This window comes from Cupriavidus taiwanensis LMG 19424, from assembly GCF_000069785.1.
Taxonomy (GTDB): Bacteria; Pseudomonadota; Gammaproteobacteria; order Burkholderiales; family Burkholderiaceae; genus Cupriavidus; species Cupriavidus taiwanensis.
Genome location: NC_010530.1, coordinates 2,332,748 through 2,358,676 on the forward strand (window position 1 = coordinate 2,332,748; position 25,929 = coordinate 2,358,676).

24 protein-coding genes are annotated in these 25,929 nt (G+C 68.3%); 7 read left to right on the forward strand and 17 right to left on the reverse strand.

Annotated features, from left to right (window positions below):
- Positions 1–34 precede the first annotated feature (34 nt).
- Positions 35–1,495: an alpha/beta hydrolase family protein gene (locus RALTA_RS25950; protein ID WP_012356947.1), complete on the reverse strand. Its 1,461-nt coding sequence runs from the start codon at positions 1,493–1,495 to the stop codon at positions 35–37.
- A gap of 280 nt (positions 1,496–1,775) precedes the next feature.
- The gene (locus RALTA_RS25955; protein ID WP_041232655.1) at positions 1,776–3,770 is read right to left on the reverse strand and encodes a PhoX family protein; all 1,995 of its coding nucleotides are present in this window, start codon (positions 3,768–3,770) and stop codon (positions 1,776–1,778) included.
- Positions 3,771–4,037: 267 nt separating this feature from the next.
- On the opposite strand from RALTA_RS25955, the gene RALTA_RS25960 reads away from it, so the two are divergent.
- Both RALTA_RS25960 and RALTA_RS25965 read left to right on the forward strand, forming a co-directional pair.
- The gene (locus tag RALTA_RS25960) at positions 4,038–4,655 is read left to right on the forward strand and encodes an IMPACT family protein (protein WP_041232656.1); all 618 of its coding nucleotides are present in this window, start codon (positions 4,038–4,040) and stop codon (positions 4,653–4,655) included.
- Positions 4,648–4,956 carry a 2Fe-2S iron-sulfur cluster-binding protein gene (locus RALTA_RS25965; protein WP_041232657.1) on the forward strand — a complete coding sequence of 103 codons (309 nt, stop codon included), beginning with the start codon at positions 4,648–4,650 and terminating at the stop codon, positions 4,954–4,956. Before RALTA_RS25960 ends, RALTA_RS25965 begins: the two co-directional genes overlap by 8 nt.
- Before the next feature lie 6 nt (positions 4,957–4,962).
- On the opposite strand, the gene RALTA_RS25970 is transcribed toward RALTA_RS25965, so the two are convergent.
- From RALTA_RS25970 to RALTA_RS25980, 3 genes are all read right to left on the reverse strand, one after another.
- Entirely contained in the window at positions 4,963–5,349 is a 387-nt protein-coding gene (locus RALTA_RS25970; RefSeq protein ID WP_012356951.1) for a type II toxin-antitoxin system VapC family toxin, read from the reverse strand.
- Positions 5,346–5,591: a type II toxin-antitoxin system Phd/YefM family antitoxin gene (locus tag RALTA_RS25975; RefSeq protein WP_012356952.1), complete on the reverse strand. Its 246-nt coding sequence runs from the start codon at positions 5,589–5,591 to the stop codon at positions 5,346–5,348. The genes RALTA_RS25970 and RALTA_RS25975 overlap by 4 nt, the downstream gene beginning before the upstream one ends.
- 68 nt (positions 5,592–5,659) lie before the next feature.
- The gene (locus RALTA_RS25980) at positions 5,660–6,757 is read right to left on the reverse strand and encodes an extracellular catalytic domain type 1 short-chain-length polyhydroxyalkanoate depolymerase (protein ID WP_012356953.1); all 1,098 of its coding nucleotides are present in this window, start codon (positions 6,755–6,757) and stop codon (positions 5,660–5,662) included.
- Positions 6,758–6,890: 133 nt separating this feature from the next.
- Between RALTA_RS25980 and RALTA_RS25985 the strand changes: the two genes are divergently transcribed.
- Entirely contained in the window at positions 6,891–7,091 is a 201-nt protein-coding gene (locus RALTA_RS25985) for a DUF3606 domain-containing protein (RefSeq protein ID WP_025584107.1), read from the forward strand.
- Between the two features lie 50 nt (positions 7,092–7,141).
- Here the strand turns inward: RALTA_RS25985 and RALTA_RS25990 are convergent, their stop codons facing one another.
- Complete coding sequence (locus tag RALTA_RS25990) at positions 7,142–9,649, reverse strand: esterase-like activity of phytase family protein (RefSeq protein ID WP_050976534.1); 2,508 nt, start codon at positions 9,647–9,649, stop codon at positions 7,142–7,144.
- A gap of 289 nt (positions 9,650–9,938) precedes the next feature.
- Here RALTA_RS25990 and RALTA_RS25995 point away from each other — a divergent pair, with 289 nt between their 5' ends.
- Positions 9,939–10,688: a carbonic anhydrase gene (locus tag RALTA_RS25995; RefSeq protein WP_041232658.1), complete on the forward strand. Its 750-nt coding sequence runs from the start codon at positions 9,939–9,941 to the stop codon at positions 10,686–10,688.
- 199 nt (positions 10,689–10,887) lie between these two features.
- On the opposite strand, the gene RALTA_RS26000 is transcribed toward RALTA_RS25995, so the two are convergent.
- Genes RALTA_RS26000 through RALTA_RS26010 form a run of 3 tightly spaced genes read right to left on the reverse strand, consistent with a single transcriptional unit; the run spans position 10,888 to position 13,181 of the window.
- Positions 10,888–11,643: a sulfite exporter TauE/SafE family protein gene (locus RALTA_RS26000; protein ID WP_012356957.1), complete on the reverse strand. Its 756-nt coding sequence runs from the start codon at positions 11,641–11,643 to the stop codon at positions 10,888–10,890.
- A gap of 10 nt (positions 11,644–11,653) precedes the next feature.
- A complete protein-coding gene (locus RALTA_RS26005; protein WP_012356958.1) occupies positions 11,654–12,010 on the reverse strand; it encodes an antibiotic biosynthesis monooxygenase family protein in 357 nt (118 codons plus the stop codon).
- A gap of 16 nt (positions 12,011–12,026) precedes the next feature.
- Positions 12,027–13,181, reverse strand: a complete 1,155-nt coding sequence (locus RALTA_RS26010) for a cytochrome P450 family protein (RefSeq protein WP_012356959.1) — start codon at positions 13,179–13,181, stop codon at positions 12,027–12,029.
- Between the two features lie 211 nt (positions 13,182–13,392).
- Between RALTA_RS26010 and RALTA_RS26015 the strand changes: the two genes are divergently transcribed.
- A complete protein-coding gene (locus RALTA_RS26015; RefSeq protein WP_012356960.1) occupies positions 13,393–13,812 on the forward strand; it encodes an META domain-containing protein in 420 nt (139 codons plus the stop codon).
- Between the two features lie 17 nt (positions 13,813–13,829).
- Here RALTA_RS26015 and RALTA_RS26020 read toward each other — a convergent pair whose 3' ends face one another.
- The 4 genes from RALTA_RS26020 to czcI form a co-directional block, all read right to left on the reverse strand.
- Complete coding sequence (locus RALTA_RS26020; RefSeq protein ID WP_041232659.1) at positions 13,830–17,000, reverse strand: CusA/CzcA family heavy metal efflux RND transporter; 3,171 nt, start codon at positions 16,998–17,000, stop codon at positions 13,830–13,832.
- Between the two features lie 13 nt (positions 17,001–17,013).
- A complete protein-coding gene (locus tag RALTA_RS26025) occupies positions 17,014–18,297 on the reverse strand; it encodes an efflux RND transporter periplasmic adaptor subunit (protein WP_012356962.1) in 1,284 nt (427 codons plus the stop codon).
- A 15-nt stretch (positions 18,298–18,312) separates the two neighbouring features.
- Positions 18,313–19,578 (reverse strand): TolC family protein, encoded by a 1,266-nt coding sequence (locus RALTA_RS26030; RefSeq protein WP_012356963.1) that lies wholly within the window; start codon positions 19,576–19,578, stop codon positions 18,313–18,315.
- A 116-nt stretch (positions 19,579–19,694) separates the two neighbouring features.
- Positions 19,695–20,069 (reverse strand): cation efflux protein, CzcI family, encoded by a 375-nt coding sequence (gene czcI, locus RALTA_RS26035; protein WP_012356964.1) that lies wholly within the window; start codon positions 20,067–20,069, stop codon positions 19,695–19,697.
- Positions 20,070–20,345: 276 nt separating this feature from the next.
- Here czcI and RALTA_RS26040 point away from each other — a divergent pair, with 276 nt between their 5' ends.
- Complete coding sequence (locus tag RALTA_RS26040) at positions 20,346–20,723, forward strand: hypothetical protein (RefSeq protein WP_012356965.1); 378 nt, start codon at positions 20,346–20,348, stop codon at positions 20,721–20,723.
- A 175-nt stretch (positions 20,724–20,898) separates the two neighbouring features.
- On the opposite strand, the gene RALTA_RS26045 is transcribed toward RALTA_RS26040, so the two are convergent.
- Positions 20,899–21,114 carry a zf-HC2 domain-containing protein gene (locus RALTA_RS26045; protein WP_012356966.1) on the reverse strand — a complete coding sequence of 72 codons (216 nt, stop codon included), beginning with the start codon at positions 21,112–21,114 and terminating at the stop codon, positions 20,899–20,901.
- Between the two features lie 39 nt (positions 21,115–21,153).
- A complete protein-coding gene (locus tag RALTA_RS26050) occupies positions 21,154–21,747 on the reverse strand; it encodes a sigma-70 family RNA polymerase sigma factor (protein ID WP_012356967.1) in 594 nt (197 codons plus the stop codon).
- A gap of 427 nt (positions 21,748–22,174) precedes the next feature.
- Here RALTA_RS26050 and RALTA_RS26055 point away from each other — a divergent pair, with 427 nt between their 5' ends.
- Positions 22,175–23,356 carry a glycosyltransferase family 9 protein gene (locus RALTA_RS26055; protein WP_012356968.1) on the forward strand — a complete coding sequence of 394 codons (1,182 nt, stop codon included), beginning with the start codon at positions 22,175–22,177 and terminating at the stop codon, positions 23,354–23,356.
- A gap of 78 nt (positions 23,357–23,434) precedes the next feature.
- Here RALTA_RS26055 and RALTA_RS26060 read toward each other — a convergent pair whose 3' ends face one another.
- Together RALTA_RS26060 and RALTA_RS26065 are read right to left on the reverse strand one after the other, a co-directional pair.
- On the reverse strand, positions 23,435–25,057 hold the full coding sequence (locus RALTA_RS26060) for an ATP-binding protein (protein WP_012356969.1): 1,623 nt from the start codon (positions 25,055–25,057) through the stop codon (positions 23,435–23,437).
- A 52-nt stretch (positions 25,058–25,109) separates the two neighbouring features.
- Positions 25,110–25,784 (reverse strand): alpha/beta hydrolase, encoded by a 675-nt coding sequence (locus RALTA_RS26065; RefSeq protein ID WP_012356970.1) that lies wholly within the window; start codon positions 25,782–25,784, stop codon positions 25,110–25,112.
- Positions 25,785–25,929: the final 145 nt, after the last annotated feature.

Here is a 25,929-nt window from a genome sequence, read left to right on the forward strand (position 1 = left end):
GCGCGCGGCCTGCGGCCGCGCGCCGGTCAGCCAATCAGCCTGGCGTGCACGGGAACGCCTGCGCCACCGACGGCCGCAGCGCCGCCGTGGTCGGGCTTTCGTCGCCGCTCACCAGCGTGTTGTCGGTGAACTTGCAGCCATAGGCCGGGCTGGCCACGGTGGCGGCGTCCAGCACTTCGTCGCCGGCCGGTTTCACCCCGTTCTGCTCCCAGTTGACCATGTCGTCGAAGGCCCTGGCCTGTTCGGCCACGGTGAAATCGCAATGGCTCACGCCGCGGATGGCGCGCTGCACCAGCCATTGCGCGGTGCCGTTGGCATCGGCGCGGCGCTTGTAGATCTGCTCCATGCTGAACGGCACGTACATGTCGCCCAGCGTATGCAGCGTCACCACCGGCACGCTGATGCGCGCATTGGTCCTGGGTATCCAGCGCAGGCCGTCGCTGCGCGCGCGGTTGGCCTCGGCGCTGCCGGTGACGCGGAAGATGCCGGCGTTGAACGACTGCTCCGCCACGGATTGCGCCGGGTCGTTGTCGAACTGGAAGGTGATGCCGGTGGTGTTGACCACGTTCTGGGTCAGGATGCCGTTGACCGAGCCGTCCTGGCCGAAGGTGCTCCACACCGCATCCTGCAACCCCTGCGCGCCCGGGCCGCCGAAGCCCCAGTCGAACAGCGGCCGCTGCCCGCCGGTCAGGTTGCGCACGATCGCCTTGAGGGTGTCGCCCTGCGCCGTGGTCTGGCCGGGGTAGGTGGTGAACAGCGCCGCACGCACCGCCGGCGCGATCTGGGCCCAGTTGGCCGCGGGCCACGCCGTCACCGGATAGCCGGCCTGCTGCTGCGCGGCGGTCTGGTAGGCGCCGAAGTAATTGAACAGCTCGGTATCGCCGAGCACGCCGCACATCGGCACTGCGCCGTGGTAGCGCACCTTGTGGTTGGCGGCCTGGATGTTCTCTTCATCCACCGCCGCGGCCGAGATATGGCCGCCCATCGAATGGCCGACGATGTAGAGGCGCGACGGGGCCGCCAGCGTGCGCCCGTTTTGCGCGGCAATGCGCGTGAAGGCCAGCGCCAGCGCATTGGTGTCTTCCAGGCCGGCGCGCACGTCATAGTAGTTCTTGGCATAGCTGGACGCGGCCCACGCGTAGCCGTTGGCCAGCAGGTGACGGCGGATGCTCGGCATGGTCACCGACAGTGCCGCGCCGGTGCCGGCATAGCCGTGGGCGTACATCACCAGCCGGCCGTTCCAGTTCTTCGGCACCTCGATGCGGTAGCCGGCGCCATCCTGCACGCCCCACCAGCGGTCGGCCTCAGGCGCGCCGGCCAGCGCCGCGAACGGCAGCGTGGCGGCATCCATGGTGAAGGTGCGGTCGTCCTGCGGGCGCTTTTCTTCGGCCTGCGGCGGCGGGGTCTGCGCCGGTTCGTCGTCATCGCCGCCGCAGCCATACAGCAGCGTGGCGGCGAGGCACAGCATCGCGGCTTTCCCGACAGCTCGTTTCATGCCTGGTCTCCATTGTTATGCGGATCTTGTTGTCCTGGGCGAATGGCGCGCCGCCGGCGAAGTGCCGTGGCGGACGCCCCCACCACTGTAGGACACGGCAGCGCAAGCCGCATGGAGGTCGTCCTCGACACGCTGGGGCCGTTGCAACGGATGCGGGTTAGCCCCGACTCGCCTGAACCGGGGCCGCGTGTTAACAGACCACGCTCAGATGAGCGATGGCCGTGAATGCAAAACGGCGGGCCGAGGGCCCGCCGTTGTCATCACCGCACGCGGCCGTGCGTCAGGCCTTGGCCAGCCTGACGCCGGTCGGGTCGCCGGTCAGGTAGCCGACCGCCGCGCCGAAACGGTCCTTGTAGTTGGCGCGCACCAGCGGATCGAGCTGCGCCTTCACCTTGTCGTGCAGCGGCGACTCCCAGTCGCCGACATGCTGGAAGTTGCTCATCACGTAGGTCCAGCCGTTGATCTCGTCGACCGCATGCAGCCCGGTGGACTCGGCACCGGCCGGGCACGACAGCACGCGGCTGAGCACCTTGGTGTCGACGTTGTACGCCCACAGGAAGTTGTTGACGTGGGTATTGCTGTCCTCGCCGACGAACAGCGTGCGCAGCTTTTCCGAGAACTTCAGGTTGTCCGGCGTCGCCACCTTGTCGGGGTTGGCGAAGTTGCCCAGCGCATCCTGCTGCTTCATCTTGCCGCCGCCCAGGTCTTCGCTGACCAGCGCCGGCACGGCGGCCATGTCGACCGGCACCCATTCGCTCGCCATCGCCGTGCCGCTCTTGTCCGCCTGGCCGCCCTTCAGGTTCAGTTCATAGACCGCGCCGGAGTACGGCCCTTCCACCCGGATGTCGCCGGCATTGGCGGCATTGCCCGCCAGCATGCTCGATTCGATGCGCGACATCGCCGAATAGGCCTTCTTGTCCTTGATGTTGACGGTGGTGCCTTCCATCTTGGTAAAGCCCAGGCTGCCGCCGACCAGCGCGGCATAGCGGTGGGTTTCAAGGAAGGCCGCGGCCTTTTCCATGCCCGGCACCAGCTTCACCCAGTTCGGCTTGCCGTTGTAGAGGATGCGGGTATAGCTGGCATCGGCCGGGTCGGCGGTCTTGACATCCATGATGTCGGCCAGCCGGATGCCGCCGTCGACCAGCGCGCGGACCTCGGCGCTGGTGGCGTGGCCCAGCCGGATCCACGACAGCGTGGCACTGCCCGGGCCCGTGCCCGAGGTCTGGTGCCACTTGGCCACGTACAGCGTGCCGGCGGACAGGTCGCGCGCCTGGTCGGCGATAAACAGGAACAGGCCGCCGTTGGTGGCATCGTCGCCCATCAGCACGGTGCGCTCGTCCGGCATGACCTGCACCAGCTCGTGCGAAATGCGGCCCAGGCAGTAGTGCTTCCTGATGGTGCCGGTGCCGTCCGGGTGCACCGTGACTTCCGGCAGGTGGCCGTAGTTATACGCATTGGCGCGGGCCGGGTCGCCGTACAGGTTGCGGCTGTAGCCCTGCAGCTGCGTGACCGCGTTGGCGTCCATCAGGTCGGTCTCGTACTCCTCGCTCGACAGGTGCGTGTTCCACGGCGACAGGCTGGCGCCGCAGGTAATCCACAGGCCGTTGACGCCCGAGGTGTCCACGTTGTGGTACTTGACCGGGGTCAGCTTGCCGGTGGCCGGGTCCTGGTCCAGCGTCAGCACCGCGATCGGCGACGGCAGCAGCCCGTACATGCTGGCATTGCCCTGGTTGCGCGTGGTGTATTCGAACTGCACCACCGCGAACACCGTGTTGCCCTTGACGCCCGGCACGGCGGGGCTGGCCAGCGTCAGCAGCGAGCTCCCGTCCGGTGCGTCGGAGAAGAACTGGCGTTCCTTGCCGGGCACCGAGGTATCGATGATCGGCTGGTTGTTGATGTCGTAGTAACCGCCCGCCACGATGGTACCGCCCTTGCCGTCGGGCAGCGTGTCGCCGGTGACGAAGAAGGGCTGGTAGGCCAGCTTGTAAGTCTGGCTGCTGCCGTCGCTGAAGGACACTTTCAGGCTGGAGCCAACCGTGGTGGTCGCCATGGCCTCGGGCGTGGCCAGCGTCGGCGCGCTCATCGACACGAACTCGGCGCTGGTGAAGGTGGCGGCCGGGCCCGGCGCGGGGGCCGGGGCCGGCGCCGGCGCGGCGTCATCGCCGCCGCCACAGCCTGCCAGCAGGCTGGTGGAGGCGAGGCCGAGCGGCAACATGGGCGCGCCGGCCAATAGCTTCAGGGCCTTGCGACGGCCAGCATTGGGTTGTTCAAGCATGTTTTCGATCCGGGGAAAGGAAAGGGATGGTTCACTGCATGTTTGCGCCAGTCCCGGGGGCGGGACCAGGCACCTGTTGCACAGGCGGCGGCGGGCGTCGTTGCGCACGTCCGGGGCGGATCGTAGGCCCCGTTTGTGACAGCAAGTTGACGATGCAACACAAATAGACGCGGCTTCGGGCCAGTCCGGTCCGCTGCGGTACACTGCCGCCTTGCTTCCGCGGCCTGGCCGGCGCGGATTTCGGGACCCCATCCACGGCGCTTGCCCTTGCCCACCTACACGCTAGCCACCCCCGTCCACGCCGAGATCGAGATCCGCAAGAGCCGTTTCCTGGCGCTGGCACTGCCGGTTGCCGACCGCGACGCCGCCATGGCCGCGCTGCAGGCGCTGCGGGCCGAGCACCCCACCGCGACCCACGTCTGCTGGGCGCTGCTGGCCGGCGGGGCCTCGGGCATGTCCGACGATGGCGAGCCCTCGGGCACGGCCGGGCGGCCGATCCTGGAAGTGCTGCGCCACCACGACCTCGACGGCGTGCTGGCGGCGGTGGTGCGCTACTACGGTGGCGTCAAGCTGGGAGCCGGCGGGTTGGTGCGCGCTTACACCGATGCCATCGCCGCGGCCCTCAAATCCGCCGAACGGGTGGAGCGCATCGCCTACGGCACGCTGGCCGTCGCGGTCGACTATGCCGACGAGCCGCGCGTGCGCCGCTGGCTGGACTACGAGGCGCCCGCTGGCTGCACGCTGGCCGAGACCGGCTACGGCGCGCTGGCCACGCTGGTGCTGCGCATGCCCGCAACCCAGATCGACGCCGCGCGCGACGCGTTGCGCGACGCCACCCATGGCCGCGCACAGTTTCCGCAGGCGCAGGAAGACAGCCATGGCTGACATGGCGCCTTCGGACGAAAGCGCCGAATTCACCGCACAGGTGCTGCCGGGCCCTGCCCGCTTCCCCGCGCCGGCGGCGCTGAGCCTGCTGGAGGCGGCCTTGCTCGAAGGCGTGGCGCTGCCCAATTCGTGCCGCAACGGCACCTGCCGCGCCTGCGCCAGCCGGCTGCACGCGGGGACGATCCGCTACCGCATCGAATGGCCTGGGCTGAGTCCGGATGAGAAGGACGAGGGGCTGATATTGCCGTGCGTGGCTTGTCCGGAGAGTGATGTGGTGTTTGAACCGGTCAGTCTCGGCTAGCTGCGATCAGACCAGCCGAATGGGCCCCGGGTATTGGGCAACAAGCGGGTCCGAGGTCAGCAGCGTCAGGCCTTCTACGGTTGCCTGGGCGACGAGAAGCCGGTCAAACGGGTCCTTGTGAATCGGCGGAAGGCAATCAATCGCCACCGCGTGATCACTGCGGATCGGCAGCTCACTGTAGCCGTTATCAAGCAAGCCCCTGCGAAAGACCCGGGCGTTGATCTGGAAGTCCGCACGGCCAAGCCCTTGCTTGATGGCGATCTCCCACAGGCTGGCGGCGCTGAAAACCAGCACCGTGTCGTCGGCATTCAATAGCGCATGCGAGTCTGGCGAGATGCGCTCAGGCGTCAGTGCCATCCACAGCAGCAGGTGCGTATCCAGCAGGAGTTTCATGACTCGCCGCCAAACATGGCTTCAATCTCGCGCTGGCCCATGCGATCGAAATCATCGGGCACCTGCCCCTGTCCTGCCATGAATCCCAACCGCTTGACCTGCGCCTTCTCCGGCACATGCAGCGCCACGACTTTCACAAGGGGCTTGCCTGCCTTGGCGATCACAAAAGGCTCGCCGTTGGCCGCCTGATCGACCAGCCGCGAGAGATGGGTCTTGGCCTCGTGGATGTTGATGGTTTGCATGACGCGCCTCACTAAACTAAGTCTGCTTAGTTTAGTCCATTCATCATCCTGCGGCAATCGCCGTTCCTCTAAACCCCAACCGCCAGAAAAAACCGCAACGCCAGCTTCAACCCGTCCGGCCCCGCCGGGTCCGAGAATGCGTGCCCGCCGGCGCCGCCGCTCCAGGCGTGGCCCAGGCCTTCCACGCGCACCAGCCGCAGGTAGGGCGAGCTGCCCTCGTACCAGTCGAACACGTCGATGGCGCGGCGCACGCCGCGCTGGATGCGCCGCGCCGGCGCGCCGGCCAGCGGCGGCGTGCCTTCGGGCTGCAGGTGCATCCACATGCCGGCGGTGGCGGTGGCGTTGCTGAAGTCGACCACGTGGTCGGCATCGCCGTGCATCAGCAGCAAGGGTGGCGGGCGGCGTCCCGCCAGCCCGAAGCGCAGCGCCTGCATGGTCTTGGCGTCCGGCCCGCGCTGCCCGCGCATGGCGCGCGCGGCCTGTGCGGCATTGCTGGCGCTCCACGGCACGGCGCCGGAGTGCGAGCCCACCGCGGCGAAGCGCGACGGATAGCGCAGCCCCAGCATCAGCGCCATCGCACCGCCGGCGGACAAGCCCAGTACGCTGACACGGTCCGCCGCCACCGGATAGCGGCGGCAGGCCTGGTCGATCAGCGTCATCAGCAGCCCGGCTTCCATGGCACCCTGCGCGGCGGGGCGGAACCAGTTCCAGCAACGCTGCGCATTAGCCTGCGAGCTCTGCTCGGGCAGCAACACCACCCAGCCGGATTCGCGCGCCACCGCTGCGGCGCGCGTCACCGCGGCAAAGCTGGCGGCGTCCTGGCCGCAGCCGTGCAGCAGCACCAGCATCGGCGCGCGGCGCGACGCGGTGGCGCCGGCCGGCACGAACACGTGGTAGCGGCGCGGCGCCAGCGGCGCGCCCCACGCGCCTTCTTCCCAGCGCCCGCTGCCACGGCTTTGCGGCGCCGCCACCGGCGACACCACGCCGGACAAGGCGCGCTGCGTGGCGGCCGTGACTGCAGCGGATTGCTTCACCGCGTTGCGCACGATGGCCTCGGTCACCGGCTTGGTCAGGTTCTTGTTGACGGCGCGCTGCATCTGGCGCGCATGGCGGGACGCGGTCTTGTTCAGCGTGGACCAGAGTTTCGCACCGGGGGAGCGGGGCATGCGGATCCTGTAGGCTGGGGTAACCGCTACATCATATGCCCTGCCGCGGACGGGCCCCTGGATGCAACGCGTTCCCGATGACTGCCTACAATGCAAGGGCCGTGTCGCGCCCAGACACGAACCGGAGGCAAGCATGAGCGATGTGACAAGCGAGTTCAGGCCCCTGGATCCGGGCCGCATCAACCTGATGGATCCGCTCGAAGTGCAGTACTGGTGCCGGGAACTCGGCTGCAGCACCAGTGACCTGGAAAACGCCGTCGATCAGGCCGGCGATCATATTTCTGCGGTTCGCGCGCAGCTGGAGCAGCGGCACGCGGGCGCGCGCCCGGGCTGACATCCCCACCCTGGCCGGGGTGCCAGCCCGCTGCGTCATGGGCGGGCGTCCTAGCCCCCCACGTTAAGCGCCCTGGGCAGCCGGATCTGGATGAACTCGCTGTCATCCGGCATCTTGCTGCCGACATGCCGCCCCACGCTGAACGGGAAGTTGTTGTCGTCGATCACCAGCAGCGTGGTCGCATCCAGCACCAGCACGTCTTCGATGGTGTTGAACGGCATGCCGAACGGATCGCCCAGGGCCACGTCGCCCGGGGCACCGCCGGCGCTGATGCCGGAGGGGTCGCGCAGCGCCATCAGGTTGGCCAGCTCAGCCTTGGCGACGTAGTCGCCCGGCTTGCCCAGCGTCACCTGGAACAGCTTCTTGAAGCCGTTCGGGTCGCCCTGCGAGCCGTCGCGCTCGATGACAATGCCCTCGCTGGCGTTGAACAGGATGAAATCGCCGATATTGGTGCCCTTGTCGTCGAGCCGGTACTTGTATTGCACACCGGTGTACCGGCGCGTGGCGATGTCGAACTCCGAGATCAGCAGCGTCTTGCCGTCGTGGCCCGCCAGCGGCAGTTCCAGCAGCGGATAGAGCTTCTTGCCGTCCGGGCTGATCGCCATGCCCTCGAAGCCGCCCGAGCGCTTCGCGCGCATCGGGTTCGACGTCGCGGTGGCGCGGTACGGCCAGTACAGGCCCGCCATCCACGGCGTGTTGGCGCCGGCCTCGTCCTGCATGTTGGTGCCGTCGTCGCTGTTGGCCGCGTCGCCATAGATGGGGAAATCACCGAACAGGTAGACCGTGCGGATCGCCGGGAACTTCTCCTGCACGCGCAGCAGCGTGCGGAAATCGAAGCTCTGGATATCGGCGCGCTGGGCCATGCCGGCGGCACTGATCACGCCCGCCAGCGTGTCGGCCATCTGCTCGGCGCCGACGGTGCGGTCCCTGTAGATGTTGCCCTTGCCGTCCTTGTCGCTGCGCGGGTTGAGCTTGGTCTCGAGATTGAAGCGCACCGCCTGCGCGTTCTTCACGCGCTGCGCCGCCTGCGGATGGCCCTGGCCGGCACCAGTGCTGTAGTACGCGACATAGGCGCTGACCAGGTCGAACACGTCCTGCGCGCGCGGCACCACGTACGGGCTGGCATAGCCCTTGCTGGCCGCCACCGCCGCCGATACCGGCGACAGCGCGGCATCGTTGCGCTGGCTCGGGCCGCGGAACAGCTTGTCGCAGATATAGGTGGACTGGATCTGCGCCGCGGTCAGGTTTTTGATCAGCACTTCGTCGGCGGTGCCATAGGGCGCGCCATCGGCGCGGCGGCACTTGACCGACTCGATATAGGGATCGTGCTTGAGCACGGCGACGCCGTCGGACGTGATGCCGACATCGGTCTCCAGCGTGGTCATCAGGTTGTCCAGCGCGGCCTCCATCGCCGGCAGGGTGTTCTCCGGGCGCAGGTCGCGCGCGCCGCGATGGCCCTGGGCGTCGAACCTGGCGGCATCGATCAGGCCGTCGGCGGTCAGGTAGTCGCCGGGCTTGCCGTCGCCGTTGGCATCGTAGGCGGCAACGGCCGCATACAGCAGGTCAGGCCGGTCCGAGATGATGCCGTTGACGCCGGCCTTGAGCAGCTCGGTCATCTTCGCGCTGTCGTTGACGGTCCAGGTGACCACGCTGTAGCCGGCGGCCTTGACCGAGGCCACATCCAGCGTGTCGGATACCGCCGGCGTCAGCCCAGGCTGCGGGTTGCTGCCGCGCGCGTAGTGGGCGTCGGGGCTCGACTTGACGCCGTTGACGTCGTACTTGAGCTGCACGTAATACGGCGCGAACACCGGCGCGCGGGTGCCGCCATGCGCGAAGGCATGCGCGCGCACCGCGTTCATGATGCGCACCGGCGTGGCCTCTTCGTTGAACGGGTTCTGCGGCGAGCGGATCTCCTTGCCGGCGTTCTCGAAATCCGGCAGCGGAATCGGTGCTTCCAGCAGCACGCCGTTGGCGTCCGTATGCAGCAGGAACGGGCCGAACTCATCGCCAAACCACAGCGTGCCGTCGCTGGCGCGCTGCATGCTCTCGATATCGAAGTCGGCGCCGGTCAGCACGCGCTCGGTAGTGAACTGGTTCGCGATCGCGAACTTGACATGCTTGTTGGGATCCTTCAGCTCGATAAAGCTGCGCACCGCCACGCTGCCCGCGCCGCCGGCCGCGGTCTTGAACGTGGGCGCCACCGTGTAGACGCGCAGGTTGAAGTCGGCCGAGTTCTCCAGCGATCCGTAGCCGTTGTCGGCCATCACCATGAAGCTGCCATCCGGGTTGCGCAGCACCGCCGAGAAGCCCTGCACCGGCTGCGACGCGAACGGCGCAGTCTGGCCGTTTAGGTCACCGGTCACGTAGCGCCCCGACTGCGGTCCGCTGGCGAAGGTGGCGGCCGGCAGCACGGCGCGGCCCACCAGCGTGGGCGCGGTGACGGCGGGCGTGCCGCTGCCGTTATCGTCGCCGCCGCACGCTGCCAGCAGCGATGCCGCCACCGCGGCGCTGGCCAGTGCCGCGCGGGTCCGGCGCGAAGGGAAGACGCTCAGGCGCATTGCAGGATTCCTGGAGTTGGGCAATGCGCCATGGTGGTGTGCCGATATGTCGGCTTGATGTCGCTTGCGTGACAGCATGAGCGACACGCATCAATCGCGCGCGGGCATGCAGCCCTGACTCGCGTTAAGCGCAGTGCAGACCGGAATTCAGCAATGCCTTATTCGCGGGCCGGCAATTTTGCTGCATGATTTCCGGCCCGGGCACCGGCCCGGCATTCAAGACTGGGACAGATCGATAACACCACGTCGGAAAACAAGGGGTTTTGTCAACACGAGGACGCATCGATACATGAACACCAAGCTGCCGCTTTTCACGGTTTGCGCCGCCTTGCTTGCTCCGGCCGCATGGGCCGGCAACGACGCGCACTGGAGCTACACCGGCCCCACCGGCACCAGCCACTGGGCCGAGCTGGACCAGGCCTACCAGACCTGCGCGCTGGGCAAGCACCAGTCGCCCATCGACATCCGCACCAGCAAAGCCAGGCCCGCCGACCTGAAGCCGATCGGCTTCGGCTACGCCGCCGCGCCCGGCACCGTGGTCAACAACGGCCATACCGTGCAGGTCAACTTGCCGGCGGCGGGACAGATCGAACTGGACGGCGTGCCCTACAAGCTGCTGCAGTTCCACTTCCACACGCCCAGCGAAGAGAAGATCAACGGCAAGGCCTATCCGCTGGTGGCGCACCTGGTGCACCAGAACGCCGAGGGCAAGCTGGCGGTGGTGGCCGTGCTGTTCAAGTCCGGCCGCGAGAACGCCGCGCTCAAGCCGGTCTTCGCCAGCCTGCCGGCCCATGCCGGCGAATCGCGCGAACTGGCCGCGCCGCTGGACGTTGCCGCGCTGCTGCCGGCGCAGCAGGCCTATTGGTCCTTCACCGGTTCGCTGACGACGCCGCCATGCAGCGAGGACGTGCGCTGGCAGGTGCTGAAGACGCCGGTGGAAGTGTCGCCGGCCCAATTGGCGGCGTTCCGGAAGCTCTATCCGATGAACGCGCGGCCGGTGCAGCCGCTGAATGGCAGGACGGTGCAAGCAAGTCGCTGAGATATTTGCAAGGCAGAGAAACTTCCAGCACCGCTGGGGTGCTCCCTCTCCCGCTTGCGGGAGAGGGTTGGGGTGAGGGCGGGAGCTTCCACGAAGTACAACGGCCTCGTGCTTGCCACACGCCGGCCCTCTCCCCCGCCCCTCTCCCGCAAGCGGGAGAGGGGAGCAAACCGACCGCAAGGGAAAGCTAAACGCTTCTCTACCCCAGCCCCCGCATCGCCAGCTCCCCACCCAATACCAGCAACCCGCAGAAAAACAGCTTGCGAAAACGCTCCGCGCTGATCCGGTGGCGCAGCCACTGGCCCAGGAACATCCCGCCCAGCGCGGGCACCAGCGCCAGCGCCGACGCGCCCAGCACCGGCATATGCAACAGCGCCCCGCCCAGCGCCAGGCTGAGCGCCAGCGCGATGGTCGACACCGTGAACGACAGGCCCAGCGCCTGCACCAGGCTCTCCTTGTCCAGGCCCAGCCCCTGCAGGTAGGGCACGGCCGGAATCACGAACACGCCCGTCACCGCGGTGATGCCGCCCGTGACCAGCCCGACCAGCGGCCCGAGCCAGCGTTCCGCGCCGGCGGGCACCGTCAGTTTCACCGCCGCCAGCCCCACCACCGCGTACAGCACCAGCGCCACGCCCAGCGCGGACGTCGCGTGGGTCATCATGCCGGCCGGCACCAGCGCCGCGCACAGCCATGTGCCGGCGCAGATCGCCGCCAGCATCGGCCACAGGCGCCGCACCAGCAAGCCGAAGCGCGGGCCGCTGAACAGCTGCACCACGTTGGTCACCATCGACGGCGCCACCAGCAGCGCCGCGGCCTGCGCGGGTGGCATCACCAGCCCCAGCATGCCCACCGCGACCGTCGGCAGGCCCAGCCCGACCACACCCTTGACGAAGCCCGCCAGCAGGAAAGTCAGGCCGATAAAGGCGGCCTGCGCGCCGATCGATTCCATCGTCATCGCCGCCCCTTCAGCCCGCGTCGCGGTCGTGCACAGCGCGGCTGTCCGCCGGCGCCTGCTCGCGCGTGTCGAGCCCGTAGTCGCGCAGCACCTGCGCCACGCGCAGCCGGTACCCCGCGAACACGCCGCCGCGCCCGGCGGCCTGCGCCTGTCGATGCGCCAGCGTATTGCGCCAGGCGATCACCGCGGCCTCGTCGCGGAAGAACGACAGCGACAGCAGCTTGCTGGGGTTGGTCAGGCTCTGGAAGCGCTCCACCGAGATAAAGCCATCGATGGCCTCGAGCTGCGGGCGCAGGTGCGCGGCGATGTCGAGGTAGGTGTCCTGCCGGCCCGGCGCGGGCTCGACTTCGAAGATGACGGCGATCATGGTGGTCTCCGTGAGGTCAAAGGAAATGGGGAATGCGCGCGTTCTGCGACGGACGATAGCGGAAGGCACGCGCCAGCGCAGCCGGATCGGCGCCGCGCGCGCACAGCGCCGCCACCGTGGCGCCGGCCAGCGCCTGCGCCAGCCGGTCGCCCGGGCACGCGTGGCGGCCCTGGCCGAAGGTCCACGCCCGCGCATCGTCGGCAAGGCCACTGGTCGATGCCGCGGCCAGCAGCACCAGCACGGTGTCGCCGGCCTTGACGGCGTGGCCGCATAGCTGCGTATCGGCAGCAAGGAACCGGCGCGTGTTCTGCACCGGCGGGTCGTCCTGCGCGACGCGCGCCACCACGCCCTGCAACGGCATACCGCTGGCCGATGGATTGCGGCCCAGCCACAGCAGCGTATTGCCGGCAAGCCCGGCAGTCGCTTCGCAGGCCTGGACCAGCAGGCCGATGATATTGGCAGCGACCGCCTGCGCATCGATACCAGCGGCCTGTGCCGCATGTTGCAGCGCCGACAGCGGGCCATCAGCCGCTACGCTGCTGGCGAGCGACGAGGCCAGCCATGTGCCCAGCCACCGCGCCGCCTCGGCGCCGGCGCGCACGGTGTCCGCGTCCGCCAGCGGCGACTGGGCGGCGGCGAACGCGGCAACCTGCTGCGCGACCTCGACCGCCGTGCCGTGGTCGCGCGCCACCGGCAGGCCAAGCACGGCTGCCACCGTGACGACTGGCAGGGCGAAGAGCCAGCGGTTGACCGACGCGGCCGGCATGGCAACGTGGGCGCCCTCGCCTGCATCCAGCACCTGCGCCATCGCAGCGGCCTTTTGCGCCGCGACGCCCGGAGCCACCGCCGCCAGCATCGGCATCAGCAGCGCCTTCAGCGGCGCATGCGCGGCGCCATCGTTCATGCGGATCAACCGGCCGAACAGGTCACCGGCGGCGGTGCCTGCCAGCGCGGGTGGCACCGGCTGCGCGGGCGGGCGCACGCGGCAGTCGGGATGGGCAAGCACGGCTGCCACTTCGCTCGACCCGGCGGCAATCCACAGCCCCAGGCGTTGCTCGCGGAAGAAGGGCCGGGTGGCGGCCAGTTCACGGTAGTAGGGATAAGGGTCGGGATGCGTGACGGCGCTGAACGGGTCGATATCGGCGAAGGGGTCGGTGATGGTCTCTGGCATGGCGGCGCGAATCGCATGTGGGGCTGTCTGCGCCGCAATCTCCGGCGCACATCGGCATCATGCCGCCGCGGCCGGGCGGGAAGCTTCACGGTGTCATGAAGGATCGAATGCAGGCACCGTCGCTACGGGCCGGCAATTGGTTGTATGCTTTGAGCACGGCGTGCCGCACGCCTTCGCGCGGCACGCCATTTCAAACTACGGCGGTGACGACATGAAGCGTGTTCACGCACTGGTTGTGGCCGGCATCATGCTGGCGGCGTGCGTTTCCACCGGCGTCGACGTGAAGCCCGAGCACTTGTCGAACTTCCTGCCCGGTTTTTCCACGCTCGACGAGGTCACTGCGCAGCTCGGCCCGCCCTCCTCGCGAGCGACGCTGCGCGACGGCTCGACCATCCTGGTCTACTCGTTCGCTGCCTCGCAGCCCCACCCCGAGAGCTTCATCCCCTTCATCGGGCCATTGTTTGCCGGCGGCGCGATCCGCACTTCGACGGTGCTGTTCGAATTCGACCAGAACGGTGTCCTGATGAGCCAGCGCCGCACCACCTCGAGCGGGGTCTCGGGAATGAGCGTGCTGACGCCCGGGGCGCTGCCCGGCACGCCGCCCGGCACGCCGCCCGGCACGCCGCAGTAGGCCGCCGGGCGCGCTGGTCACGTCTCCATCGTCGCCACCTGCCCATCGGCGCGCGCCGCCGCCGCTTCGTCGTGGCGATGCGCCAGCCGGTACAGCACCGGCAGCACCAGCAGCGTCAGCGCCGTCGACGACAAAATGCCGCCGATCACCACCGTCGCCAGCGGCCGCTGCACCTCGGCGCCGGTGCCGGTGGCCAGCGCCATCGGCACGAAGCCGAGCGAGGCCACCAGCGCCGTCATCAGCACCGGGCGCAGCCGCGTGAGCGCGCCTTCGCGGATAGCGTGGTCCAGGCCGTAGCCGGACTCGCGCAGCGAGCGGATGAACGACAGCATCACCAGCCCGTTGAGCACCGCGACGCCGCACAGCGCGATGAAACCCACCGCCGCCGAGATCGACAACGGGATGCCGCGCAGCCACAGCGCCAGGATGCCGCCGGTCAGCGCGAACGGAATGCCGGTGAAGACCAGCAGCCCGTCTTTCACATTGCCGAACATGGCGAACAGCAGCACGAACACCAGTCCCAGCGCCAGCGGCACCACCACGCGCAAGCGCGCGGTGGCGGACTGCAATTGCTCGAAGGTACCGCCCCAGCTGGTCCAGTAGCCGGCGGGGATCTGCACGCGCGCGCGGATCGCGGCCTCGGCCTCGGGCACGAAGCTGCCGATATCGCGCCCGCGAACATTGGCGCTGACGACGATGCGGCGCTTGCCGTTCTCGCGCGAGACCTGGTTGGGGCCCGGCGCCATCTCCACGCTCGCGAGTTCGCTCAGCGGGATGTAGCTGGTGCGCGCGCCGGCGTCCCTGGGCAGCGGCACCGGCAGGCGCCGCAGCGCGTCGACGTCGGCACGCACGGACTCGGGCAGCCGCACCACGATATCGAAGCGCCGGTCGCCGCTGAAGAACGTGCCGGAGACCTTGCCGCCGATGCCGATCGACACCGCGTCCTGGATATCGCGCAGGTTCAGCCCGTAGCGCGCGGCCTGGTTGCGGTCGATCCGCACCGTCAGCATCGGCAGCCCGGTGGTCTGCTCGACCTTGACCTCGGCCGCGCCGGGAATCTCCTGCAGCACCGCGGCGATGCGGTTGGCGGTCTGCTCCAGCACGGCGTTGTCGTCGCCGAATACCTTGACCGCCACGTCGGAGCGCACGCCCGAGATCAGCTCGTTGAAGCGCAGCTGGATCGGTTGCGAGAACTCGTAGTTGTTGCCCGGCAGCTTGCCCACTTCCGCGCGGATCGCGGCGATCAGCGCGTCGCGCGTGCGGCGCGGCTCCGGCCATTGCGACTCGGGCTTGAGCATGATGTAGCCGTCGGAGATATTCGGCGGCATCGGGTCCGAGGCAATCTCCGCGGTGCCGGTGCGGGCAAAGATGCGCTCGATCTCCGGGAATTTGGCCTTGAGCGCGGTTTCCACCTGCTGCTGCATCGCCACCGATTGCGTCAGGCTGGTGCCGGGTATGCGCAGCGCCTGCACCGCGAGGTCACCCTCGTTGAGGCTGGGCACGAATTCGCTGCCCAGGCGCGTGGCAATCGCCAGGCACAACATCACCGCCACGCCGGCACCGGCCAGCACCACCGGCGTTCCAGCCAGCGCACGCTCCAGCAGCACCGCGTAGCGACGGCGCGCCCACGCCATCAGCCGGTTCTCGCGCTCGGCCACGCGGTTGCCGATAAACAGCGCCACCGCCGCGGGCACGAAGGTTACCGACAGCACCATCGCGCCCAGCAGCGCCAGCACCACGGTAAAGGCCATCGGATGGAACATCTTGCCTTCGACCCCGGTGAGCGCAAAGATCGGCAGGTACACCACCATGATGATCAGCTGGCCGTACAGCAGCGGCCGGCGCGCCTCGCGCGCGGCGGCAAAGACTTCCTGCAGGCGTTCGTCGCGCGTCAGCGCGCGTCCGCGGGCGGCCTGCGCATGCGCCAGCCGGCGCACGCAGTTCTCGACGATCACCACCGCGCCGTCGACGATGATGCCGAAGTCCAGCGCGCCCAGGCTCATCAGGTTGGCGCTGATGCGGTAGTGGACCATGCCGGTGAAGGTGAACAGCATCGACAGCGGGATCACCAGCGCGGTGATCAGCGCCGCGCGCAGGTTGCCCAGGAACAGGAACAGGATGGCGATCACCAGCACCGCCCCTTCCAGCAGGTTCTTCTTGACCGTGCCGATGGCCTTGTCGACCAGCGTGGTGCGGTCGTACACGGTGACGGCCTTCACCCCCGCCGGCAGCGTGCGGTTGATCTCGGCCATCTTGCGGTCGACCGCCTGCGACACCGCGCGGCTGTTCTCGCCGATCAGCATGAACACGGTGCCCAGCACCACCTCGCGGCCGTTCTCGGTGGCCGCGCCGGTGCGCAGCTCGCCGCCGGTCTGCACCGAGGCGACGTCGCGCACGCGGATCGGCTGGCCCTGCGCGCTGCCGACGATCACGTCGCCGATCTCGTCGAGCGAGCGCACCTGGCCCGGCACGCGCACCAGGTACTGCTCGCCGCGGCGCTCGATATAGCCGGCGCCGACGTTGTCGTTGTTCTTCTCCAGCGCGCCCACCACATCGGCCAGCGACAGCCCGTACGACGCCATGCGTTCCAGGTCGGGCGCCACCACGTAGGCGCGCGCATGGCCGCCAATGGCGTTGACCTCGGTCACGCCCGGCACGTTGCGCAGCTGCGGCCGGATCACCCAGTCCTGGATTTCGCGCAGGTCGGACAGCGTGTAGGCGGTGCCATCGGGCTTGCGCGCGCCCGGGTCGGCTTCGACCGTCCACAGGTAGATCTCGCCCAGCCCTGTCGAGATCGGCCCCATCGCTGGCGTGATGCCGGGCGGCAGCTGGTCGCGCGCCTCCTGGATGCGCTGGTTGACCAGCTGGCGCGCAAAGTGGATGTCGGTGCCGTCGCGGAAGATCACCGTCACCTGCGACAGCCCGTAGCGCGACAGCGAGCGCGTCTGCTCCAGCCCGGGCAGGCCCGCCATCACGGTCTCGACGGGGTAGGTGATGCGCTGCTCGGTCTCCAGCGGCGAATAGCCCGGCGCGGCGGTGTTGATCTGCACCTGCACGTTGGTGATGTCGGGCACCGCGTCGATCGGCAGCCGGGTGTAGCTGTACAGGCCCAGCGCGGCCATGCCCAGCACCGCCAGCAGCACCAGCCAGCGTTGCGCGATGGCAAAGCGGATCAGGCGTTCGAACATGCGCGCCTCCCGCTCAGTGCTCATGCCCGGCGCTGGCTTTGCCCAGCTCGGACTTGAGGATGAAGCTGTTGGCCGCGGCGTAGCGCGCGCCGGCCCGCAGGCCCTGGGTCACCTCGACCAGCTTGCCGTCGGTGCGCCCGGTCTGGACCGGCTGCACCGCAAACCCGTCTGGCACCGCGACGAATACCACGCTCTGGCCATCGACCTGCTGCACCGCGTCGGCCGCCACCGTCACCGGCACCTGCACCGGCGCGCCCAGCACGCTGACCGTGACGAACAGCCCGGGGCGCCACGCCGTGCCCGGATTGGCCAGGGTCACGCGCGCCTTGGCGGTGCGGGTCTGCTCGCCCAGCAACGCGCCGACGTAGGACACCTTGCCTTCGGCCTGCGTGGCGGAGGCGCTGGAGCGCACCGTGACCGCCTCGCCCACGCGCACGCGGTCCAGGTCGCGCGCGGACACCACGAACTCGGCCCATACCGAACTCAGGTCCGACACCGTGAAGACGCTGGCGTCTTCCTTGACCGCTTCGCCCAGCGACAGGTGCTTCTCGACCACGACGCCGTCGAACGGCGCGCGCAGCGCGAACTGGTTCAGCGCGCCGCCCGCCCCGCCGCCCTCGGCGGCGCCGATCGCGGTGAGCTTCTGGCGCGCGTTCTGCACCGCGATCTGCGCCTCTTCCAGCGCGGTGCGCGCCTGCTGGTAATCCTGCTCGGCGGAGATCTTCTCCTGCCACAGCGTCTTCTCGCGCGCGTAGGTGGCCCGCGCCAGCGCCTCGCGCTTCTGCGCGGCCAGCAGTTCGCTGCGCTGCTCGGCCACCGTGGTGCTGGCAATCAGCGCCAGCACCTCGCCCTTGCGCACCGGCTGGCCCAGGTTGGCCGGCACCGCCTGCGCCACGCCTGCCACGCGCGGCACCACGTGCGCGGTGCGGTCGTCGTTGAAGCGGATCTCGCCGGGGAAATCGACGCTGCTGCGCAGCGCCGCCGCGGCGGCAGTGGCGATGCCGATGCCGGCCTGCTCGACCTGCGCGGGCGTCAGCGCGATGACGTGCGGCTTGCCTTCAGCTTCCCGCTGCGCCGCGGGCGTGCTGGCGTCGGCATGCGTCCCCGCCTTGTCACCGGTCTTTTGCCCTCCCTTGCCATGCTCGTGCCCGTGTTCGTCGCCATGTCCGGCATGCCCATGCGCGGCGTCGCCGGTGGCGCTGCCGCCCTTGCCGGTGAAGAGGATCGCCGCGCCGCCAAGCAGCCCCGCGACCAAGATGGCCACCACGGCGGCCCGTTGTTGCTTGCTCATTGCCATGTTGCAGCTTCCGTATCAGTGTCCGAGGATGCGGTCGATGGTGGCCGCCGCGTCATAGGTGCGGGCCAGCACGTCCAGGTAGCGGATGCGCGCCTGGAACAGCGTGCGCTGGGCATCCAGCACGTCGAGGAAATTGAACTTGCCGGCCTCGAACCCGCGCGAGGCGGCGGCGTAGGCCTGCTCGGCCGCGGGCAGCACCGAGGCCTGCAGCGTCTGCGCCGCAGCGCGCGACACCGACAGCTGCGTCGAGGCCTGCTGCAGTTCGCCCTGCAGGCGCACGCGCGCTGCGGCGTGCGCATCCTGCGCGCCATCGGCACGGCGCAGCGCCGCGTAGAGGTTGCCCTGGTTGCGGTCGAACAGCGGCAGCGGAATCGCCACGCCCAGCACCGCCATGTTGCGGTTGGCCTCGTTGTCGCGCTTGGCGCCCAGGCTCACGGTCACGTCGGGATACTGGCGGCTGCGCTGCACCGCCACTTCGGCACGGCTGCGCTCCGCCGCCAGGCGGCTTGCCGCCAGCAGCGGCGAGTCTTCCAGCGCCGCCTGCAACGCTGCCGGCGCGGGCCGCGACGGCAGCGTATCGAGATCGCCCCGCGCCTGCGCGAAACGCGGCACGCTGTCGCCCCACAGCGCCGCCAGCGACTGCCGCGCGGACTGCAGCGCGCCGGTGGCCTCGGCCAGCTCCAGCTCGGCGTTGGCCTGCTCCACCCTGGCGCGCGTGGCTTCCAGCGGTGCCACCTTGCCGGCGGCCACGCGGCGGCCCGCGGCATCGGCAGCCTGGCTGGCAATGCCCACCGAGCCCTCGGCCAGCCGGACGCGCTCTTGCGCCACCAGCACGCCGAAGAAGCGCGCGATCACCGCGGCGCGCAACTCGGCGCGGGTGCTGCCCAGCTCGGCCTGCGCCAGCTCGCGCCCGCGCTCGGCCAGGCCGATGCGCGCGGCACGCTTGCCGCCGAGCTCGATCGGCAGGTTGACCTGGCCGGTGGTCGAGCGCGACGCCTTGCGCGTGTCTTCCATCGACACCGCCAGTTCCGGATTGGGCAGCACGCGCGACTGGATCAGGTCGCCTTCAGTCGCGTCGAGCTCCTTGCCAGCGGCGGACAGCGTGAAGCTGCCGGCTTCAGCCAGCGCCAGCGCGGCATCGAGGGTCAGGGTCTGGGCCGGTGTGCCGGCCGGCGCGGGAGCCAGTGGCAGCGCCACGGCGGCGGGCGGCGTCTGCGCGACGCCGGGGAATGGGCTGGATAACACGGCCGCCAGCCCGAGCGGCAGCAAGAGTCTTCGCATCGAATTGCACCAGGAGAAAACCGGGGGAATTCGGCGAGACGGCTGGCGTCATGCGGTCATGACGCCAGCGGGCGATCGGAAAGGATCAGGGAAGCGGGGAAGCGTCGTCTCGCCGGCTAAGCGAGACGCGGCCACTGCGGGCGGTCAGGGGCACGCGCGCTGTGCGAGGAGAAGCGGGGCTGCGGCACCGGCGGCGCCAGCTCCACGCGGCGCAGCGCAGGCAGGTCCTGCGCATCGGCCCGCGCGAATGGCAGCGAGGCGATATGGCAGACGCCGCAATCGGGATCGGCCAGGTTCAGCTTGGCCTTGTCCTGCGCAGGATCGGCGGACGGGTCCTGCATGCCGCTGCCGGCCTGGTGCCGGTGCTCATGGTGGCCGAAATGCGCCTTGGCCGACGCCGCGGCCTCGTGCCCACAATACGCGGCGGCTCCCGCCCAGGCGAACTGGAGCGGCAGGACGAGCGCTAGGAGGACGAGGAGCAGGCGTTGCATGAAATCGTGAGATCGGCGCCGCTGGCACCGCTGGTGCCTTGGCAGCGAGCCGCAAGTTTAACCGAGGGACGGCGGTCATTCGGGCAACGGGGTCATTACATTTGCGTCATGGCCCGGGCAAGCAGGGTCGGGGGCGACAATTCAATATTTTTGAATAACTCGTCCGTCAAAGCACCCGCTTACCCTGCCATTGGACTCCTATAGTTCTGTACATGAACGGCGCACACACAAAGCAACGCCTTCTGACAAATTCAACAAGCTAACGGAGAAACCATCATGACCAAGACCACCCGCCTCGTTTCCGCCCTGTTCCTGTCCCTGGCCGCGCTGGGCGCCGCGCAAGCCGCCACCGCCGACACGCTGCCTGGCGACAAGTACGGCTACAGCTTCCGCAGCAGCGTGCCGGGTGACAAGTATGGTTATGAATTCCGCAGCCACGACGCCTTCACGGATGGCGCCCGCAGCGGCAAGGCCGACCCCTTCACCGACGGCGCCCGCACCGGCAAGGCCGACCCCTTCACCGACGGTGCCCGCACCGTGGCCGGCCTGGACCGCGGCGGCGTGTCGGCCACCCCGGGCCGCGGCTTCGACACCTTTACCGAAGGCAGCCGCGCCGGCACGTTCGATCCCTACGGCGAAGGCGCCCGCGCCTGAGCGGCCGAGCGCGAATGCCGTTCGGTTGCGGCATCAATCACTACCGTCATTCCCGACGCAGGCGGGAATCCAGCGTCTTTCACGTCCCTTCGTGGAAAAAGTCACTGGGTTCCCGCCTGCGCGGGAACGACGGTCGTTAACTGAACCGCATTGCAGCGCAAGCGTTGGCCCTTTCCTATTCCTCGCGCCCCAGCCTGTGCATGGCTTCGCGCAGCGTGCGCATCTGCGCGCTGAAGCGGGTGCAGGCATCGCAGATCGCCAGGTGGGAGCGCATGCGCAGCCGCTCCGCCCAGGACAGCGGCACGTCCATACTCTTCATGGTCAGGTGGTGGACCTCTTCGCAGTCCGGCAGCAGCCGGCGCGGGGGACGGGAAGGCGGGGTTTCCGGCATGTTGGTCGTGGCGGTTCGATAGCGGGGATGTCGGCAGGCTCAACCCGCCTTCCCGGGACGGCCACGCTGGCCGAACCAGTGCAGCTCCAGGCATTCGCGCAGGCGCATGCGGGCCCGGTAGAGCATTGCCCAGGCATTGGTCGCGCTGATCTGCAAATGCTGACAGATTTCTTCGGTATCCAGCTCCAGCCATTCCCGCATCATGAAGATGCGGCCGGTGCGCGCCGGCAGGCGGTCCACGCATAGCTGCAGGATCTCGAAAAACTCGCGGCGCTCGAACGCGCGTTCCGGGTCGCCCCAGTCGGAAGGCGGGTCCTGGTAGTGGCCGTTGCGCGTGAACAGCGCATCGAAGGCGTCGTCGTCGGACTGCGGCTGGCCATCGTCGCCGGCAGCCAGCGCGAGCCGGACTTCACGCTTGCCGCTGCGCAACGCGTCGATGATCTTGTGCTTCAGGATGCCGACCAGGTAGGTCCGCAATGCGGACTGGCCGGCAAAGCGCTCCGGATGCTCGAGCACCGCCAGCAGCGTTTCGGAGACGGCATCCTCGGCCACCGCCTCGTCGCGCAGCTGCAGGCGCGCGAAGCGCAACAGGTAGGGGCGTAGCGCGTGGAGTTCGGCGTGGTCGAGGCTCATCGGAGGTTGGGGGGCGGTTGCCTGGACGGATGCGCCATCATACCCGGGCCTTCCTGTGCCGGTATGCCGCAGTATGTCAACGCGAAACTGCGCAAACAAGCCGGCTTTGGCCGGCCAGCCCGGGGTTCGTCCCCATTTACCCCTAAAGGCTGGGTCAAATTTTGCCGATAATTCCGATAAACTTCCGGACCTTTCCGACCCTCTTCCTCGCCAAGCCTTGGCTAGCATGTCCATCAATTGAAGCCGGCGATCGCAAAACTGCGTTTATCCCGCTTCGGGTCGCAATTTCGACTTCGGTATGGACAATATCGATCGGGGAGATTCTTCGAGAATTATCCAATAAGCCCCGGCACACGGCGCAGCCTGTTAAAACCGGGGCTAGCCCTGGTAGAAGCAGCAGGAAGCAAAACAGCAGTGAGCAACAAGCATGTCAAAGCAGTGGAAGGTATGGCTGGCCAATATCTGCATTGGGGCCTACCGACTCCTTAGTATCGGGCCCAAGGCCACCTGCCCGCCGGTGGACGAGCAAAGGTTCAGCCGGCTTGTCGTATTCTCGACCACGGCCCTGGGTGACTTCATGTTGAATACCCCTGCGATCCGGGCCCTGCGGAACAGATATCCGGATGCCAGTATTACGCTGGTGGCAAACCCGAGGAATCGGGACCTTGTCAGCGCATGCCCATATATCGACGATTTCGTTTTCTGGGACCATAAGGCCAAGAGCATCGTGGCCACCATTTGGCGACTACGAAAGCGCAAGCCGCAGCTGGCGGTTATCCTGCATTCGAAAGCGCCTTATGACTTGATCGCCGCGGTCTTCGCCGGCTGTTCTTACCTGTTCAAGAACATTTACGATGATGAACTGCCGGGCCAGGAACGGTGGCTCGAAGCAGCCACCTGGACATGCGACGAGGGACACCTGATCCAGAGCAAGCTGGACCTGGTGGGCCATTTGGGCTGCGACACATCCAACCCCGAAATGTTCGCGCCCGTCCGTGCTGTCACCAGTGGTTCGCCGGGGCGCATTGTTATCGGTTTCCAGTTGGGCGCCTCGCAGCCGGTCCGGTGCTGGCCGATCGAGCATTTCATCAGGCTGGCCAAGGCTCTGCTCGCCGAGGCGGGTGACATCGAGATCGCGCTCATCGGATCAGATAGGGAAAGGAGCCTGGAGAACGCGTTGCTGTCCGGGCTGACGGTGCAGGAAAGGCAACGCGTCGTCAGCTACGTCGGCCGAACCACGCTGCCCACGCTTCTTGCCGTAATTCAGCGCATGAAGGTGCTGGTGACCGGCGATACGGGCCCCCTCCATCTGGCGATTGCACTCAAGGTAAAGACTGTCAGCCTTTTTGCCACCGCGAGCCCCAGGAAGACTGGCCCTTATCAAGACATGGCCTTGCACAAGGTGCTGCACGTAGCGATGGACCGGCGGCAGCTGGCCGGGGCCGAGCGTCTCCACCCGATGGCGTACATTCAGGTCGACGAGGTCCTGCACGCGGTGATGGCATCGATGCGCGGTGCCGAAACCGGGTATCCGCAGTTGGTGCCAGCGACCGCCCGCGCTGTGCAGCGGACGGCCAGGGAAGAGGTGGCCGTCCTGGCCGTTTCGTAGCAGCTCGCGCGCCGTGCCGTCCTGCCATGGCGCCAGTCCGGTCAAGGAGCCACGCAGGGCGCGGAAAAGACAACCTGGTTACCCGATCCCGCGAAACTGCCCGCACAACCGGAACACGTCCATCGACAGCGCAACCCCCTTGGCCTTGCCGTAGCGCGTTGCCAGCTTCAGCAGTTCCTTGATGTCGCGCCCGCTTGCCGCGGGATATGCGTCGGTCAGCGCATCGATCAGCGCATCGTCCAGTTCTGCGCCGAACTGCGCCGCCTGCAGTTGCCACAGCCGCACGGCATCCTCGCGGCACGGCGTGGTGTAGTGGATGGTGGCAATGCAGCGCGACAGGATGGCATCGTCGACGTCGCCGATGCGGTTGGTGGTCATGAACAGCAGGCCGCTGAAGTACTCCAGCGTGCGCAGGAACTCGGCGACGATGGCGTTGTGCTCGAGGTCGTTGTCGCGGCGGCGGATATAGACGTCGGCCTCGTCCAGCAGCAGGATCGCGTTCCAGCGCATGGCGCGGCGCAGGATGGTCATCAGCGTGGCCCCCACCGACGCCGCGGTGGTGCCCAGCTGCCCCGAGTGCACGCGGTACAGCGGCTTGCCGACCACCTCGGCATAGACCTCGGCGGTCAGCGTCTTGCCCAGGCCTGGCGCGCCCTGGCACAGGATGGTGGTGCCACCTGACTTGCCGGGCACGAAGTCCGGCGCCAGCATGTCCATGTGCGAGGTCAGGATGTCGATCAGGTCGCGGTGGTGCGCGGGCAGCACCAGCTTGTCGCGCAGCGCGGGCTGGTAGCGGTACTCGGCCAGGTGCTGCACGTGGACCCAGATATTGCGGTGCCACTCCAGGTGGAACAGGTGCACGTAGCCATGCAGCGGCACGCGCTCGAAGCCCTCCATGATGCCCGCCTCGCGCCAGAACGACGGGTCGCAGGTCATCTCGAAACGGCGCTCCAGCCGTTCCTCGTCATTCACGCAGCGCGCGCCGGCGAGATCGGCGAACGGGATCAGCTCCGCCGTGCCCTTGGCATCGACCGAGAACGCCGCGCGCGTCGCGACGAACTGCGCGCCGAAGGCGCGCTGGCAGCGCACGAAGCGCTGCGCGTGATGTTCATACTCCTGCCGGAATTCCGCGCACTCCTTGTAGAAGCCGAATTCGGCCAGCAACTCCGGGATGGTGCGATTGGCAATATCGTCCCGCGTGATCACCATCGACGTGGTCATGCCCGAGCGGCGCAGGTGGTGGTCGGTCAGCGCGGAGTTGGCCGACTGCATCGTATTGGCGAGCAGGTCCACCACCACGTAAGGCATGCCCTGCTCGGGCGACACCTGGCGCATGCGGCGCACCAGCCAGGGCAGCAGCACGCCGTCGCGGTTGCGCTGGTACAGCCAGCCGTCGATGGCATCGCGCGACAGGTACGCGACCAGGCCCGCCACCAATTGGTCCAGCCCCGGAATCACGCGTGCCTGCGGCGCGTTGTAGATATTGTCCAGCGCCAGCATCTGGAACATCAGCGCGCGCTCGTTCTGCGTCTTGCTCAGCGTATAGAGCGAACTGAGCGCGTGCGCGTCGAACAGCTGGCTCGACACCAGCATATTGCCGTGGCACACGCCATGCTGCTGCAGCTGCCGGGCCAGCGGCGAACCGGTTTCGATCATCGCCAGCAGGGGATGGATCAGCGCCTCCGGAATCTCGAAATCCATGTACCGCACTCCCGTTCAATGGCGTGGCCGCGCCCGGCCAGCGGCCAGGGTTTCACTGCAGGAAGAAATCGATCGCGCGCTCGACCACCGGCGCATGGATGACATGCGGCCCGTCGAACTCGACGTATTCCACGTCATAGCCGGCGGCGCGCAACCTGGCCGCGTGCGCGCGTCCGCTGGCAATCGGCAATTGCTCGTCAGCCAGCCCATGCGCGACAAACACCTTGGGAATGCCGGTCTGCATGAACACCGACATGAAGCCGCCCGAGAACGCGATCACATGGCTGGCGATATCGCCATTGGTAATGCCCAGCGACAGCGCGTAGCTGGCGCCATCCGAGAATCCGGCAAAGGCCAGCCGCCGGGGATCGATCCGGTAGCGCGACGTTACCGCGGCCAGCGCCTGGTGCAGCCGCTGCAGGTCCGGCCCATTGCCGCCGATGACGATGTCCCAGGTGGGATAGAGCGAATGCGGCGCCAGCACCAGGAAGCGGTGCCGCTGCGCATGCGCTTCGAGATGCGGCAGGACTTTTTCGGGGAAGCCGCCGGCGCCGTGGAACATGACCATCAGGGGCACCGGCGCCTGGGCTTCCAGCCCGTCCGGCACGAACAGCACGGCATCGCGTTCATCGGCCACGCCCAGCCGGTGGCGGCCGGCGGTAAGCGGCCCGGCATGCGGCTCCGCGGCGGCGAAGGACATGCGGCCGAACAAGGACGGGTCGAGCATGGCGTCTCCGGCGGGCGGCTTCGTGGCCGCACCGTTATGGTGATATTCTGTATATTACATACTAACACCATGGGACGCCAGCCGGGGGCGGCTCGCTAATGCACGGCGCCTCGCGCCGCCTGAGCATTTGGCCACCGACGCAATG